The sequence below is a fragment of the Gardnerella vaginalis ATCC 14018 = JCM 11026 genome, from assembly GCF_001042655.1.
GTDB lineage: Bacteria > Actinomycetota > Actinomycetes > Actinomycetales > Bifidobacteriaceae > Bifidobacterium > Bifidobacterium vaginale.
Genome location: NZ_AP012332.1, coordinates 1631904 through 1649073 on the forward strand (window position 1 = coordinate 1631904; position 17170 = coordinate 1649073).

Genomic DNA, 17170 nt, shown 5'->3' on the forward strand with positions numbered 1-17170 from the left:
CTCAACCATTGTAGCCAGCTGTAACACATACGCGCTAGGCATAATTACCATAATTACCATAATTCTTAACAATGATTTCATCCCAATATACACACAAGTGTTTGTATATTTCTTGGTCTTTACAACAAATAAATAATTTGTTAAGATAGTTAACATTGAATGTTCCAACGACATAGATGCCGCCGGCAATCAATACACAACTCGTCAAAGTCGACAAGTAAAGCTTCAAAGAAAGGAAGCGCCATGCATAGTGGAAAGAAAATTATTGGCATCATTGCAGCAGCGAGCGCCGCTCTACTATCGCTTGCTGGATGCGGTAACACCAATAACTCGAGTTCATCAGCGCAAGTTGATACTAAAACACCTGTTAACCTCACTGTGTGGACTGGTAATACAACACCAACAAAAGCAGCAGCAGCAATATTTGAAAAGAAATATCCAAACGTAAAAATTAAAGTAGAAACTGTAACAGACGCTTATCAGGCTCTGGATACAGCCATTCAAGCTGGATCGGGAATTCCAGACGTTATGGAATTTGAGTACTTGACAGTTCCTTATTTCGCAATTCAAAACAAACTTGTAGATTTAAGCACTCTTGGCGCAAATAATGATAAAGGCACATTTGTGAAAGGCGCATGGCAGGACATCAGCTTCAACAATAAGCCATACGCAATTCCAATGGATTACGGCCCAAGCGTCATGTTCTACAATAAGGCAATATTAGAAAAAGCAGGAGTAAGCAAAGTACCAGAAACTTGGGAAGAATATTACCAAGCAGCTAAGAAAGTAAAAGCGCTCGGAGACAAGTACTACATAACAAATGACGCAAGCGATATCTTCACATTGCTATCTCTTGTATGGCAAGCTGGAGGGCATCCATTTAAGGTGAACGGAACCACTGCTCATATTAACGTAAAAGATCCAAAGATGCAGGAAGCTGTATCTTACTATCAGAAGATGATTCAAGAAGGATTGATTGCAACTAATATCAAAACTTGGTCCGATGATTGGAACAGAGCTTTAAACGATGGAACTATTGCCACACAAATCATAGGAGGATGGTTCACCTCTAGCATTAAAGATCGCGCTCCAAAACAAGCTGGAAACTTCCGTGTTGCCCCTATGCCTCAATGGAAAGCGGGCGAACAGTTGAGCGCAGAAAACGGCGGCTCTGGCTTTGCTATTCCAGCGAAAGCAAAGAATCATCAATGGGCTTGGAAATTCTTGCACTTCCTTGCCTACGATAAGGAAGGCGTAAAAGCACGCGTTGATGCTGGAGTATTCCCTCCAAATGTTTCCGTACTTAAGAATAACGAATTCCTCTCTTCTACTGACCCTTACTTCGGAGACCAGAAGTACCGTGAGCCTATTGCCGATTCAGCTCAAAAAGTAGGAGAAGGATGGCAGTACCTTCCGTTCATGGAAAAAGTGCGTGATCTATATGGTGACAATATGGATTATGCAAAAGTAGCCAAAGGCGAATCACTGCAAACTCAGCTAGAAAACTGGGCTAAGCTGTGCATCGACTATGGAAACAAACAGGGCTTCACAGTAAGCAAATAATGTTTACTAATAATAGCAAATAAACTCATTACCATTTAAGGTGCTGTTGGTGCTACAACACCAACAGCACCTAATTTAACTGAAAAGTTTTTACATTGGGGGAAAGCAATGATATTGAACACTTCTAAAAATAAACGAGCGAATTTAACACGGCAACGCAATGGAATTAAACGCGAAGGAGCTGCTGGTTGGATGTTCGTGCTTCCATTTTTGCTTCTCTTTACCTTCGTGTTTATTATTCCACTTGTATACTCGATGTACATTAGTTTCTTTGGACACCAATTAATTGGCGGAACCGTGTTTGTCGGCGCAAAAAACTATCTCGAACTTTTGAGAGATCCACTATTGTGGCAGGGTATTGCACGCGTCCTCATATTTACAGCAATCCAAGTCCCTCTAATGTTAATAATTTCCATTTGTCTAGCGCTTGCTATCGATTCGAAACGTCTATATGGTACAAACTGGTGCAGAATCTCAATATTCATTCCATACGCTGTTCCTGGTGTTATCTCCACATTAATGTGGGGGTTCATCCTTGGAACTAGGTATGGTCTGTTCAAGAATTTTAATGAGATATCTCATACTGATATAAATCCATTTTCTCCTTCATTTATCATGATTTCTATCGGAGTAATGATTAGCTGGGCTGCTATTGGATATAACATGCTCATCTTCTATTCTTCATTAAAGGCTATTTCACCAGATCTTTACGAAGCTGCTGTAATTGACGGCGCAAGCTATCGCCAAATAGATCGTTATATCAAGCTTCCAGAGATTAGAGGCTCACTGGCTATAACTACTATCTTCTCAATAATAGGTAGTGTACAGCTTTTCAACGAGCCGCAAATTTTGTCAAAAATGGTTGGAGGCACTGGCATTACAACCAGTTGGACACCAAACTTATACATTTACAATCTAGCTTTTGGTGACTCTTCACAGGGATATGCTGCTGCAGCAGCATTGATTATGGCAATTATTGTCATTGTCGTTACATTTACGATTCAAATTCGCAATATGCGCAAAAATGTCACCGCTGATTAACCATAGACGAAATATGCAACGAAGCATCCAAAAGGAAGAACAAATGATTAATACAACAAAATCATCAAATAATCAGGCAGCGATGCCTCCACTCACGAGGTTCTACACTGTTGAACATCCAAAGAAGAGTCCAATGATGACATTCTGGGTGTATCTATATCTATTATACGCTCTCGTTCCATTTGTTTGGCTATTCATAAATGCTACAAAAACTAAGGCTGATTTTGCTTCTACATTCGGTCTATCATTTGGATCCTCATTCGCTCTATGGGACAACATAGTAGAGGTATTTACATATAACAATGGCATTTTCGCACGATGGATTCTAAATACGGTCCTATACACAATAATTGGCACTATCATTTCTGTATTGTTTGCAACTATGGGAGGATATGCTCTAGCAAAACTCAATTTTAAAGGCAAACACTTTATTTTGCTAACCATCTTAGGATCTATGGCAATTCCAGGAGTACTGCTTGTAGTTCCACAGTTCTTGATTTTCTCGCAGCTTGGTTTAACAAACACTCCTTGGGCTGTAATAATTCCATCTCTACTAAACCCATTTGGTCTATATTTAATGTGGACATTTTCAGGGCAAAGTGTTCCAACTTCTCTTATAGAAGCAGCACGTATCGATGGTGCTGGAGAAGGACGCATTTTCTTCCAAGTTGCATTACCACTTATGAAACCATCATTGGTAACAGTGTCATTGTTCGCATTTGTTTCCATTTGGTACAATTACTTCCTTCCATTGATAATGCTGAAAGACTCTAAATGGTATCCATTGGCATTAGGTCTTGCACAGTGGAATGCTCAAGGCAATGAAGGTGGCAATATGCCTATTATTCCAAACCTAGTCATTACCGCATCTTTGCTAGTCGTATTCCCACTGATTCTGCTCTTCTTGGCATTGCAACGCTACTGGCAATCAGGCTTAGCAATTGGAGCGACAAAAGGGTAACCAGCTAAATCTGCTTTTATTGCTTCTGACAGTTTTATGCTGTCAGAAGCATAATTAATCTATACGTATTCTTAACTTTTACTAACACGATTTGGAGCATGTAATGGCTAGGCCATCTATTTATAATGACAATACTTGTTGGGATGAGCCAACATATACTTGCATATCTTCCAACTATGCAAAAACTGATTGGATAACAAATCCTCAGGTTTTTGCCGTTAACACTATTTCAGCGCATTCACATCATCATTACACAATCAACGGTACCACACCAATACAGTCACTTAATGGAACGTGGGAAGTAAAGCTACTTTCTTCCCGCATATTCAACCCTGAAAACTTAGATGAGAATATTAAAAATTACGAAGATTCTTCATATAAAACAATCTCAGTTCCATCACACTTACAGATGAATGGTCTATTAAAACCGCAATACGTTAACGTTCAGTACCCTTGGGATGGCCATGAGGACGTTCAAGCACCAAATGTTCCTTCCTTAAATCACGTGGCAATTTATAAGAAACATTTTGTTTTACAAAATAATCTTAAACAGATTTTGAACGAAGAAGGTAAAGCTACTATTACCTTCCATGGAGCACAAACAGCTATTTACGTATGGATTAACGGAAAGTTTGTTGGATATGGTGAAGACTCTTTTACGCCGAGCGAATTTGATATTACTCAATTTTTAAAAGATTCTGAAAATAGTATTGTTGTAGCGTGCTACGAATTTTCTAGCGCATCATGGCTAGAGGATCAAGATTATTGGAGACTACACGGCATTTTCCGTTCCGTTGAACTGTGTGCACATCCTTCCACCCATGTATCAAATCTTCATGTTGATGCAGATTATAGCAATGATACAAATACTGGGAAACTCGCATTCAGAGCAAACATTGAAGGAGACAATTTAAAAGATATTACACTACACGCTTACATTACAAATCATAAATACAGCAACGATAAATTCACAAATAATAATGAGATTTTGTGGGACTGCACGCTACCTGTACAAACGATTACTGAACTAAAACAGACTACTATTCCTAAAGCACTACCTTGGAGTGCTGAATACCCTGCGCTATACGACTTACATATTGATGTTGTAAGCAAAGAATCGAATATTATTGAACATGTAGTGCAGCCGATTGGTTTTAGACATTTTGATATTGAAAACGGCATAATGAGATTAAACGGAAAACGCATTATTTTCAAAGGCGTAAACCGTCATGAATTTAATTGCGACAGAGGCCGAGCAATAACATATGATGACATGGTTTCCGATGTGCTTTTTTGTAAGCAACACAATATAAACGCTGTGAGAACTTCTCACTATCCTAATCAAGATGTTTGGTACGATTTATGCGACGAATATGGGTTATATCTTATTGACGAAACTAATCTAGAAACACATGGAACGTGGTCAGATGGGCGCGGAAACATAACTCCAGAATGCGTTATTCCTGGGAGTAGAGATGAATGGCGTGCCGCGTGCGTAAATCGCGTCGATAACATGATTCAACGCGATTACAATCACCCATGTGTGCTGATTTGGTCTCTCGGAAACGAATCCTTTGGTGGAGACGTATTTCGTTCTATGTATCATCATGCTCGTGCTCTAGATGCACATCGCCCAGTGCATTACGAAGGTCAGACTATGGATAAGTCTTGGCGCGATACTAGCGACATTGAAACACGCATGTATGCTCACGCAGATGAAATAGAAAAATACGTGTCAAACAACCCAGATAAACCTTATATATCTTGCGAATACATGCATGCTATGGGGAATTCATTGGGAAACATGAACGAGTATGTTGCTCTTGAAAAGTATCCGCATTACCAAGGTGGTTTTATTTGGGATTTCATCGATCAGGCAATAAAACAAACCCTACCAGACGGAAGCACGCATTTGGCATATGGTGGCGACTTTGATGATCGACCTACCGATTATGAATTCTGTGGCAACGGTCTATTATTCGCAGATAGAAAACCAAGTCCTAAGGCCATTGAGGCTAAACAACAATATGCAAATATAAGACTATATCCAAACGAAAATGGTGTTCGAATAGAAAATCATCAGCTTTTCATGAATACTGAAAATTACGTATTCTTGGCAAAATTACGCGTTGACGGCAAAATTATGTGGTCTCAACCATATACGTGTAATGTGGAACCTGAAAATGATTTTGAAATGCCTATAGAGTGGCCGTTGGAACAGTATCAAAGCAGTGGGGAAGAAATTACTTTTGAAGTTTCGTGCACGCTTGCAAAATCTACATGTTGGGCACAAAAAGGATACGAATTATCGTTCGGCCAATACACAATACTCACTAAAAATTCAGAATCACAAGCTAAGCAAATATCAGATGCACGATTACATAAAGATGGCACTGTTACTATTGGACGCTGGAACGCAGGAACACGTAACTCTTCAATAGAAACGCTTTTTTCATATTCACAATGTGGGCTTATTTCATACCGTCTTGGCGAACGAGAATTTGTGATTAAACGCCCTTTGATCACTACATTCCGAGCACTAACAGACAATGACCGCGGTTGCAAACATGGTTTTGAGCGTGCTCAATGGTCTGTAGCAGGTAAATATGCTAAATGCGTAGATCAAACAGCTGAGAAGCTCGACGACAATACGCTACAAATTGTATACAAATATGAACTTGCTAACGCAGACCATACAACAGTGAATTTAACATATGTGTCTAAAACATCAGGAGATTTACACATTGAACTAAATTATGTTCCTTCTGGAAAAGATTTACCTTCCATTCCAGCATTTGGATTGGAATGGATGCTACCAATAGAATACAGAAACCTTGAATTCTACGGTATTGGTCCTGTTGAAACATATGCAGACCGTATCAGTGCGGGACGTTTAGGGATTTGGAAAACAAATGCTTTTGACGATTTTATGCCATATCTTGTTCCACAAGAAACTGGCAATCATGAAAAAGTAAGATGGGCAAACGTAACAGACGATTCTGGGCATGGCATGCGTATTCAGCGGCATAATAGTACTAGCAACTTCTGCGTAAGTTTACTTCCATACAGCAGCACTATGATAGAGGAAGCACAACATATAAGTGATTTAGGTGACTCAAAACATATGTTCTTGCGAATTCTTGCAGCACAAATGGGAGTCGGCGGCGATGATTCGTGGGGCTCGCCTGTGCATCCCGAATATCATTTGCCTGCCAATAAACCATATTCTCTAAATGTGGATTTGCAATTATTCTAACCCTCCCTCCTATAGCTAATACCGCTGATATAGTTACAAGAAAGTTTCTATGTCAGCGGTATTTTATTGCTATTGAAATAAATTTATATCAGAGTTTTCTTTTCTACTACTCGTCTTGTGCAACTAGTGGATAGCATGATTGAAGAGCTACATATTGACGAATACTAGTTATTCTCACAGTTAACGATACTGCACGAATCGCGTCAAAACGTAGAATTTTGCGATATCCTATGGCATGAACATCTGAAACATGATGATTTACTCCATATTCATCAATAACGTGAATTTCAGCTGTTTCAACGTGTTGTCCTTTACTAATATCTTCTTCAATAACTAAGCCATCAATATAAGTAGGTTCAGTAAATACCATACGAAAATCAATCGGCTTAGAAGATGACAATGCTGTACCCTGTTTTCTGTCAACCAAGTACTTTGGATTTCCTTCATATGCATTAGGACTTAAAACTTGTATTGATAATGCTTCATAATCTCGTAATTCGCGCCCATGGAATTTACGAATCTTATCGCCCAATTCTTTTAAAATTTTAACATCAGAATCTGCTAACAAACCATGACGTGTCGGTGGCACATTCAACAAAAGTGTTGAGTTACCCCCTACAGATTTACACCATATATCAAATAATTCATCAGAACTGCGAACATTATTATCCTCATTATCGTGATGGAACCAACCTTTGCGAATAGAGGTATCAACTTCTGCTGGATACCAAACAAAATCGCCTTCGTAGTGTGCAAGCGCCTTACGAGACCCTAAATCTTCATCAGTAGACGCAAATTTGCGAGAGAATTTACCATCATCTGATTGTTGTGATTTTGAAGAGGTTAATTCAGCACTACGTAATTCTGTAGGTAATACGCTCCACTCATTAGAGCGCGTATGACCAGCTTCATTGCCGCACCAACGCACATCTGGACCGCAAACACTGATAACAGCATCTGGCTGCAGCGCACGGACTGTATTATAGATTCGTTGCCAGTCATAAGTTTGCGTTTTACCATTCTCACCCTCGCCGCAAGCACCATCAAGCCATACGGAAAAAATAGGACCATAGTGCGTTAGCAATTCAACAAGTTGATTAATATAAAAATCGTTGTAAACTTTGCCAGTGCCATATGATGATTCTGTACGATCCCATGGTGAAAGGTATACGCCAAATTTCATATTATGTCGATAAGCTGATTCACTAACTTCGCGCACAATATCTCCTTTTCCATTTTTATATGGAGAGGACGCAATGGTATGCTTGGTGTACTTTGAAGGCCACAAGCAAAAACCATCATGATGCTTGCAAGTTAGAATCACGCCGGTCATACCTGCCGATTGTAGAGCATCAAGCCACTGGTCAACATCTAAATTATCTGGATTGAATATCTTCGGATCTTCGCGACCAAGCCCCCATTCACGATCTGTCATAGTATTCATTCCAAAATGAATAAAACCATACATTTCCATGCGCTGCCAAGAAATTTGACGTGCTGTAGGCCTTACATTTGCTAAATAATCCTCATTCATGCTGCCACCCTGCTTTAGCGATCAATGCAACTTTACACCGACCAATCAATTGTTTACTATATTAACAAAAAACAAGGATGTGCGCCAGTTAAATCATTATCAATACAAAACTAAAAACACTGCAGCGCAAAATAAGAAATTACAAAAATCTTATTTACAACAATGCAGTGTTAAAAAATACTCTAATCAGAATCTCTGGTGGGGTTTATTGGTATAAGGGTTATTTATTCTCCAGCGAAAACCACACCTTTTCGAAGCATAATATTCGCATATTGAGCGCGTTCACCAGTAGCAACCACACAATATGCATTCTTAGCTTCATCATAAAATGCAAAACGCTCTAAGGTTCCTATGGCATTAGCGGCGCGCTTATCAAAACCAGAAATAATATCTTCATAGTCGTTCCAAATTGGAGTTTCACAAGGATCCCCTGGAACAACTTCCATAAGAGTAACTGGCTTAGATGTGTACTGGTCAAGAGGCATAAGCTTCAATATAGCTTTTAACAATTCTGAAGTACCATGACCATCGCAACGAACAACAATTGCATCTTTTCCTACCGATTCGGTTGGAAAATTTCCATCTGCCAAAACCAAAACATCTCCATGTCCCATTTCGCAAAGTACTTTCAATAATTCTGGCGGTATAATGGGATCAATGCCCTTTAACATAGAAATCTCCTTTGATTTACATAATAACTATTTCCGTTAGTTGACAATCATTGGCAACTAATAGGTTGAATAATATCACACGATATTAATAAAAAATTCCATAATTATAGCAAAATATTCTTTGCTAACTAAAGAAAAATATGAACTAACTAGTGAATTCAACTAGCCCAAACACTAGCGTCTTGGTCATCTTCATCAATATCGCGAGTCATAGGATACGAAGTGGAATACGTGTACTCATCATCTACCACACCAGAATCAGCATCCGCATTAATCGCGGCCAAAACACGCTTGTCCATCTTATATTGCGGTAAAACGTTCTTAATATAGCTTGTTACAGCGTCTTGCATAGAAACATCATGCCCAACGCGTTCCGCCATAAACCAACGATGATCTAATACTTCATGGAAGAACTGTGCAGGTTGGATTTGCGATCTAAACTCAGCAGGAATCATGCGTACCGTAGGCTCAAACACCTCACGCATCCAATCAGTAGCAACAATCTCCAACTCTTCGCCCTGGCGCCACGTAGACGTACGATAAGCATCTAAATCATTAAGAAGCCTACGAGCCTGATTCTCCTGAACATCAAGACCAGTCAAACGAAGTAGCTTACGTGAAGCATAACCAGCATCCACAACTCGTGGACGAACCAACACTCTTCGCCCATCCACAGAAGTCTTCATTTCCAACTCGTCAACATAAAAACCAAGCTCATTAAGCCTATTGACTCGTCTTTCAATACGCCACATTTCGTCTGGGCTAAATTTGTCCACATCTGTAAGCGTGCTCCAAAGAGAATGATAACGGTCAACTAGCCTATCTCCAATGCTAATCTCATCAACCTCACCAGGCAAAAGTTGACCAGAACTTAAATCCATTAGTTCGCCAATTATGTTTGTGCGAGCTAAATCAATATCGTATTCACGCTGACCTTCTGTAAGGCTTCCATGCAAATCACCTGTTTCAGCATCAACTAGAAATGCTGTAAAAGCGTCCGCGTCTCTTAAAAATAGAACGTTAGAAAGAGAAACATCTCCCCAATAGAATCCCGAAAGATGCAGACGAACCATAAGCACAGCAAGCGCATCAATCAAACGCTCTGCAGTATCAGGTCTTAAGGTACGAGCAAACAGAGCGCGATATGGAAGAGAGAATTTAAGATGACGAGTTACCAGCATTGCCTCAAGCGGTTCACCGTTCTTATCTTTTCTACCAGCTACAACCGCTATAGGAGTAACGGTTGGAAGCTCCAATTTGCGCAAACGCCTTAAAAGCTCATATTCTCGTTCAGCAACTTGACGAGTAATTTCCTTCATTGCATACACTTCGTCACCTACGTGCACAAAGCGCACAACGTGCCTAGAGATACCGCGCGGCAAGTTTACAAAAAGATTCGTAGGCCATTGAGATAATGGAAGCTCCCACGGAAGCATAAACATTTGAGGATTAGAGCTTGCAGCAGTAATCTTCAAAGCTTGAGGCTCTGCAGAAGATACAGTTTCATCCTGCGCAGATACTGATGTTGCTTGCATAGCACGTGGATCCAATAAAGGAGTATCGTTCCATTCCATAAACTTTAATCTACCCGTTAAGTTCGAACGCCAATAATTGAATAATAAATCGCAATCAAATTATAACTAATCGCATTATAACTAATCGTAAATAATTCAAACGATGCGAAAACGGGGCTCGCGTAGCGAACCCCGCCATACCCTTATACAGAAATCTTGGGCACTTTAGACAAAGCACCCAAGAAAACAGCAATTAGTTCAAACGCAGCTCTGTAGAAGGTGCAAACAGGTGCATCTTGGATGGATCAATCTTGATCTTTACAGTGTCACCGACCTTTGGAAGCGCACGTGGGTTCACGCGAATCGTTGTGAGCTTGTTCTGGTCGCTCATCATTGTAGACGCTTCTTCTGGAGAACCATCAGTGATGATGTTTCCGTAAATATAACCGTCAGAGCCAAGATCTTCCACGTTCACAACCTTCAAGGAGAAGGCATTTGGATCATCAGAAGTTGCCAAGCTTGCATCTTCTGGACGGAAGCCGACAATAATCTGACCCTTATCTTCTTCAGTAAGCTTATCAACAGCTTCTGCTGGAAGAGTGATGGAATCTTCGCCAATTTGAGCCTTGCCATCAACAACTGGATGCTGGTTGATGTTCATAGATGGGGAGCCAATGAAGCCTGCAACGAAGACGTTCGCTGGACGATCATAAAGCTCGGTAGGAGCACCAACCTGCTGCAAAACACCAAGCTTGATTACAGCAATACGATCACCCATTGTCAAAGCTTCAGTCTGATCGTGGGTCACGTAAAGGGTAGTGACGCCAAGCTGACGCTGCAATGCTGCAATCTGTGTACGAGTCTGTACACGAAGCTTTGCATCAAGGTTGGAAAGAGGCTCATCCATGAGGAAGACTTTTGGTTCACGAACAATTGCACGACCCATTGCCACGCGCTGACGCTGACCACCAGAAAGTGCCTTAGGCTTACGATCCAAGTACTCAGTCAAATCCAAAACCTCAGCAGCCTTTTCAACACGCTTGCGGATTTCTTCCTTACTTACGCCTGCAATCTTAAGAGCAAATCCCATATTGTCTGCAACAGTCATATGTGGATACAATGCGTAGTTCTGGAACACCATTGCAATATCGCGATCCTTTGGCTGCATTGTAGTAACATCTTGACCACCAATAAGAATGCGACCTTTGTTAACCTCTTCCAAACCAGCTAACATTCTCAATGTAGTTGACTTACCGCAACCAGATGGACCAACGAGTACAAGGAACTCGCCATCCTTAATAGTCATGTTCAAATCATCAACCGATGGCTTGTCATTGCCAGGGTAAATACGGGTGACATGATCAAATACAACTTCTGCCATGATATTTTCCTTTCATCGGCAGGTACGTGCCGAACGATCCGTTGTGAAGGGTGTGCACTCAAGACCCCAAGTCCTACGTCGGCGGCGTCAATCGTCCACATTTACTTACATGGTTCATTGAAGGTTCTCTTCGTTGAGCCATGCTCTAATATATCATGTTTATTTAGTAAAAACAGCAAAATTACAGTATTTTCTAGCATTTCGGCGTGTCGAACAGATAAATCACATATAAACAATGTTTAACAAACACGCATTAATATGCATTAAATATATAAACATTTGTTTATAAAATTTTGTATAAATTTTCCACCAAAACGCATAATTGGCATACTCTCCCATTACCATAATGCATTATGGAAGATGTGAGCATATTTGATTTGCGTTCTGGTCAAAACATTGGCGGATACACGCTAATTGAACGCTTAGGCGGAGGCGCTATGGGGTCTGTCTGGCGCGTTCACGATGATGGTGGCCAACTTTACGCAATGAAAATTCTGCGCGCATCTATGTTAGAAGATCAAAGTGAAGATTTAGATTCATTAGAAAACACTAATCCTCAAGAACAAGCAAGACTTAGACTTAAACGAGAAGCTCTAGCTTTACAAAAAATTCATCACGAAGGCGTGTGCTCAATAGTAGATATGGAGCTTGATGCTTCCATAGCCTTTATAGTTACAGAGCTAATTGATGGGCACAATCTTAAAGAAGATGTCGCTATTAATGGTCCATATGTCGCAGACGATTTAGAACGACTCGCTCATAAGCTAATCGATGCAGTAAAAGCTGTTCATAACGCTGGAATAATACACAGAGACATTAAGCCTACAAACGTTATGATTTCTACAACAGGACCAGTTTTAGTTGATTTTGGTATATCTATGGGTCAGGGCGAATCACATGTAACACGCACTGGTTTAGTTATGGGCACCCCTGGTTTTATTGCTCCAGAAATCATTGAAGGATCAGACTCTGACGAGATTACGGATTGGTGGAGTGTTGCTGCAGTTCTTGCTTTTGCTGCAACAGGAAAGCCTGTTTTTGGAACAAAACCAATAATGGCGGTTTTGGAAAGGGCAGCTTCAGGAAACGCTAATCTTAATGGACTCCCTATAAATACTATGCATGCATTTAGATCTGCATTGAGTCCTAAAAGAAGCGAACGCTGTACTCCCGAACAACTTGAGCAAGCTATTTACCAAGATGCGTTAAATCCCCTGTCTTTACAGGAATCTAACTACCCTTTTGACTATACGGCTGATGGGTTAACCGTACCTAATCAGCTAACACAAACTCGGATTATGTCAGAAAATCCTAGAAAAATGTGGGTTTCTGAAGATACTAAAAGAAGTGATTTTACAACAACTGTTAATACAACACGTTTTAATACAGATTCTGATGACTCTACAAAAATTGTTGATAGACAAAATTTCAATCAACAAGATGTTGATGAGCAGAATAATGTTTATCAAGATGAACAGGAATACGAGAATAAGCAAGAATACGCAAAAAATTCTGAACAGGGTAACATACATCCTAAAATAAGCAAATACATGTTTCGCGGAACATTTTTTTTAATAATATTTGCAATACTTTCCTCATCTATTTCAGTATTCTCTATTATTGACGCACTGTCTGCAAACATTATTCTTATGCTTGTTACAGCCACAATAGGATACAATGTTTGCGCGCAATTACGCAGACAATCCGCAAATGATTCGACCGGTGGAAAAGATTGGCTAATAAGAATCGGGAGTATACCTTGGCATTTTGTACGAGCGTCTATTTACACGATACCTAGATTAGTCACAATGATAATTACAGGTGTTATTGGCGCATACATCTACCCACTTATGATTCATGCAACTCCACAATTAATTAAATTCAAAATATGGTTTATTACCATACATTTTCCAACTTACTCTCCAGAGGTTTTCTCTCAAACATCAATTGGATATCTTATTGGTTTTATAGCAGGATGGATTATTGCTTTTATTTTAGGGAAAACTAAGATCTTCAGAATCGGGGCAGGAGCAATTCTCGGAGCGGGAAAAATCTCAAACGAGCAAGAAATATAGACAGTTGATACCGTCAACTAGACTATTCTGCAGATATTTTTATTCCACGAGAACATCACCAAATTTGCTTGTACAGAAACCTGTGCAGAAAGGAACAACATGCCAAACATTAATCAAAACAGCATTCAGAATCACAATGGTAAGGATCTTAAAGACAAAAAGGCTAAAGAGTTACGCCAGCAAACTATTGTTGGAATCGTTGTTGTGGTTATTTTACTTGGCATGATTGCTGCGATTGGCATTACGGCTCTTAATGCAAACAATATGGAAAATCAAAAGAAAATTGAGCAGGCTCAACAAGCAAGACGCGCTGTTAAAAAACTTACGACTAACCAAAAGCCTAAGTACGCTAACAACGAGGGCGGAATTTTAATCAGCAAAAACGGGTATGGAACAACAGTTGAGAATGCTCCAACCATTGCAGTTTATGCTGATCCACTATGCCCTGGGTGCGGTAATTTTAATCGCGATTCCGATCAAATGCTTATTGCCATGATGAAGGCTGGTCAGATTAACCTTGAGATTCACCCAATGTCATTCTTAGATCGAATTTCTAGCGACCACTATTCAACACGTGTAACTGGCGCAATCGCATACATTTCGTCTAACGACGACAATCCTTTGCATTTGCTTCAATTTATTAACAACATTTTTGCTGAAGATTTCCAGCCAGAAGAAGGCGATGATTATAAACCTGTAAGCAATGAAAAGCTTATTGAACAGGCAGTTAAGGCTGGAGTTAGCAAAGAGGTAGCAAGTAAAGCGTTTGATAGGAATTATCTCGCTTGGCAAGACGCTATTAATTCCGATACTCCAAATCGTAAAGCTTTGTGGAATGTTAGCGGACAAAATAAGGGAGCTATGACAACTCCTACAACTACTATCAACGGGAAACTTCTTGATATGGTTGAAGTTAGCAAGAAGAAGCTTAGTACACCAGATGCAATTCTTAAGTCTATTGGGTTAGACAAATCTAAGGTTGGAGTTGAAGGTGTTATGCCAAAAATAACTGACAAAGATCAGCCAAATCCTATTGACTAGTTCTTGTTGATTAGTGTTTCAGCGCAAACAAGTTGCATTTTGGCATTGGGTGCTGGTACACTAATCAATGTTTTGCGCGCAAGCTAGTTATTGCACGCAGAGACGTGCCTCCTTAGCTCAGATGGCCAGAGCGGCCGCCTTGTAAGCGGCAGGTCGCCGGTTCGATCCCGGCAGGAGGCTCTGTTTTATTCTTCTACTTGTTAAAATACGATCGTTAATAGTGTTAAGTTGAAGGCTTTTGGCAATTTTAGTAAAATTTGCATTAAAGGGTTAGAATTAAAGCAAATACGTTTATAGATTTGTCGTATGATAATTTATAAAAAGTAAGACTTATTCATCATAAAACATAAAATAAAAACTTACAAAAGATTTGCATTGTAGACTTTGCTTGAGTAAGTTCTCGGAAATCTTCCCCCAACTCAGGATTTCCGAGTAAGAGGGTGGAGCGTCCCCCAACCAGCTCCTCCTCTACGGGGGCGGGAACAATCCCCTTCTCTCCCGCCCCCATTGTTATGATAGATTTCATCAACATTTAGAAGCTTTTAGCTCAGTTGCGAGCATTATATATAATTAAAGTTCAGTTTTACTTTGGAAGTGAGGTTGAATGGCACGCAGATGGACGCCTCAGAGGTTTGTTGTAATGAGAAGAATACGCATCCTTGTATGCGTTTTGGCTCTTATTATCTCAAGCACTGGGATTTTTACTCTTTCTGCGCGCAAATCTGTAGCTCTAATTGTCAATGGTAAAACAAGAATTGTCACAACCTATGCGTCTACTGCACAAAGACTTCTGCAGGAACAAAAAATACCCGTTAAAACGCATGATCAAGTTATTAGTACTTCGGGAGAAATTCTTGCAGATCACACAACTGTAACTGTTAGGAGCGCTTACCAAACTTCTGTAACAGTAGATGGCATAACAATACCATTTTGGACTGTTGCAACCAGCGTAGATCAATTAATTGGATTCTTCCAAGCAAATGCAGATCATGCTGCAAAAATCACAGTAAATTTGCAGAATATTTACGACAAACTCACTGGAGGATTGTCTATTAACAAAAAAGGACCTGTAGAGGTTATTTGCGATGGCAAATCTAGGATAGCGCCAGATGGAACACTTCCAGCAAGTTCTATTCTCGATTCTCTAGGAATCGTTTTGGGAAAAGAAGATAGAGTTACCGTAAGCGAAAATGGATCACAAACCGTATTACGCATTCTTCGCGTAACTCATGGAAAAGAATCTAGAAATGTCATCGTTCCTTTTAACACTAGAACGATAAATGATCCAAATTTGCCATCTGGAGTGAGAGTTGTTAGACAATCTGGAATAAATGGCGAGCGAACAGATTTATACAATGTGACTTATGTTGATGGTAAAGCAGAAAGCTCTGTATTAATAAAACAAAACGTGATTACTCCTACAACAGATCAGATTGTTGCTGTAGGTAGCAAACCTAATTATCAAGCCCCTAAGCAGAATAAGCAAAGTAGTAACAACACTAACGGAAAGACTTCACAAAAACCTTCTAGCAATACTAATTTGAATAAAACTAACACTAAACAAGAAATAAAACCACAAGAATCTAAAAAACCTTCTCAAAATAGTCAATCCCAACAAAGTGTGCAAAATTCTCAAAACCATAACAATAGTAATTCACAAAATCAGCATCAATCTAATGCGAATAATCAGCAAAATCCTTCTTCCTCTTCTCAAACACAAGCACCTGCAGCATCACAGCCAGCATCACAAACGCCAGCTCCCGCTCCTGCAGCCCCACCAGCACCTGCTCCACCAGCCAACAATCCCAATGGCATGGTTCACGCCACTCCTGAGCAAGCAAAGCTATATGCTCAAGCTGCATGTGCTCAAATTGGTTGGACTGGTGCAATGTGGGAAGATCTTGTTAAATTGTGGACAAGAGAATCTCACTGGCGTTGGAACGCAGAAAATAAAAGCTCTGGCGCATACGGAATACCACAATCTCTTCCAGCAAACAAAATGGCGAGCGCAGGAGCAAATTGGCACGAAGATGCATCAATACAAATAACGTGGGGAATTAATTACATTAAAAGCAAATACGGGAATCCTAGCGAAGCATGGAAGCATTCAGAAAAGTTTGGATGGTATTAAAG

The 17170-nt window shown here is 40.0% G+C and carries 11 protein-coding genes and 1 tRNA gene; 8 read left to right on the forward strand and 4 right to left on the reverse strand.

Annotation, left to right across the window (positions count from 1 at the left end):
• The first annotated feature begins 243 nt into the window (after positions 1–243).
• The 4 genes from GAVG_RS06405 (at position 244) to GAVG_RS06420 (ending at position 6821) form a co-directional block, all read left to right on the forward strand.
• Positions 244–1563 carry an ABC transporter substrate-binding protein gene (locus GAVG_RS06405; RefSeq protein WP_004114086.1) on the forward strand — a complete coding sequence of 440 codons (1320 nt, stop codon included), beginning with the start codon at positions 244–246 and terminating at the stop codon, positions 1561–1563.
• Between the two features lie 108 nt (positions 1564–1671).
• Entirely contained in the window at positions 1672–2604 is a 933-nt protein-coding gene (locus GAVG_RS06410) for a carbohydrate ABC transporter permease (RefSeq protein ID WP_004114084.1), read from the forward strand.
• A gap of 43 nt (positions 2605–2647) precedes the next feature.
• Positions 2648–3565: a carbohydrate ABC transporter permease gene (locus tag GAVG_RS06415; protein ID WP_004114082.1), complete on the forward strand. Its 918-nt coding sequence runs from the start codon at positions 2648–2650 to the stop codon at positions 3563–3565.
• A gap of 103 nt (positions 3566–3668) precedes the next feature.
• On the forward strand, positions 3669–6821 hold the full coding sequence (locus GAVG_RS06420) for a glycoside hydrolase family 2 TIM barrel-domain containing protein (protein WP_009993889.1): 3153 nt from the start codon (positions 3669–3671) through the stop codon (positions 6819–6821).
• A gap of 106 nt (positions 6822–6927) precedes the next feature.
• Here GAVG_RS06420 and GAVG_RS06425 read toward each other — a convergent pair whose 3' ends face one another.
• From GAVG_RS06425 to GAVG_RS06440, 4 genes are all read right to left on the reverse strand, one after another.
• Positions 6928–8355 (reverse strand): alpha-L-fucosidase, encoded by a 1428-nt coding sequence (locus GAVG_RS06425; RefSeq protein ID WP_009993891.1) that lies wholly within the window; start codon positions 8353–8355, stop codon positions 6928–6930.
• A 224-nt stretch (positions 8356–8579) separates the two neighbouring features.
• Positions 8580–9026 carry an RbsD/FucU family protein gene (locus GAVG_RS06430; protein ID WP_009993892.1) on the reverse strand — a complete coding sequence of 149 codons (447 nt, stop codon included), beginning with the start codon at positions 9024–9026 and terminating at the stop codon, positions 8580–8582.
• 158 nt (positions 9027–9184) lie between these two features.
• A complete protein-coding gene (locus tag GAVG_RS06435; protein WP_009993893.1) occupies positions 9185–10600 on the reverse strand; it encodes a DUF4032 domain-containing protein in 1416 nt (471 codons plus the stop codon).
• Between the two features lie 193 nt (positions 10601–10793).
• Positions 10794–11921 carry an ABC transporter ATP-binding protein gene (locus GAVG_RS06440; RefSeq protein WP_004114066.1) on the reverse strand — a complete coding sequence of 376 codons (1128 nt, stop codon included), beginning with the start codon at positions 11919–11921 and terminating at the stop codon, positions 10794–10796.
• Between the two features lie 353 nt (positions 11922–12274).
• Here GAVG_RS06440 and GAVG_RS06445 point away from each other — a divergent pair, with 353 nt between their 5' ends.
• The 4 genes from GAVG_RS06445 to GAVG_RS06465 all read left to right on the forward strand — a co-directional run bounded on the left by GAVG_RS06445 (position 12275) and on the right by GAVG_RS06465 (position 17168).
• Positions 12275–13996: a serine/threonine-protein kinase gene (locus tag GAVG_RS06445; RefSeq protein ID WP_004116436.1), complete on the forward strand. Its 1722-nt coding sequence runs from the start codon at positions 12275–12277 to the stop codon at positions 13994–13996.
• A gap of 99 nt (positions 13997–14095) precedes the next feature.
• The gene (locus tag GAVG_RS06450) at positions 14096–15037 is read left to right on the forward strand and encodes a DsbA family protein (protein WP_004573609.1); all 942 of its coding nucleotides are present in this window, start codon (positions 14096–14098) and stop codon (positions 15035–15037) included.
• Positions 15038–15143: 106 nt separating this feature from the next.
• Positions 15144–15217 (forward strand) — tRNA-Thr (locus tag GAVG_RS06455).
• 424 nt (positions 15218–15641) lie between these two features.
• The gene (locus tag GAVG_RS06465; RefSeq protein WP_004116443.1) at positions 15642–17168 is read left to right on the forward strand and encodes an aggregation-promoting factor C-terminal-like domain-containing protein; all 1527 of its coding nucleotides are present in this window, start codon (positions 15642–15644) and stop codon (positions 17166–17168) included.
• Positions 17169–17170: the final 2 nt, after the last annotated feature.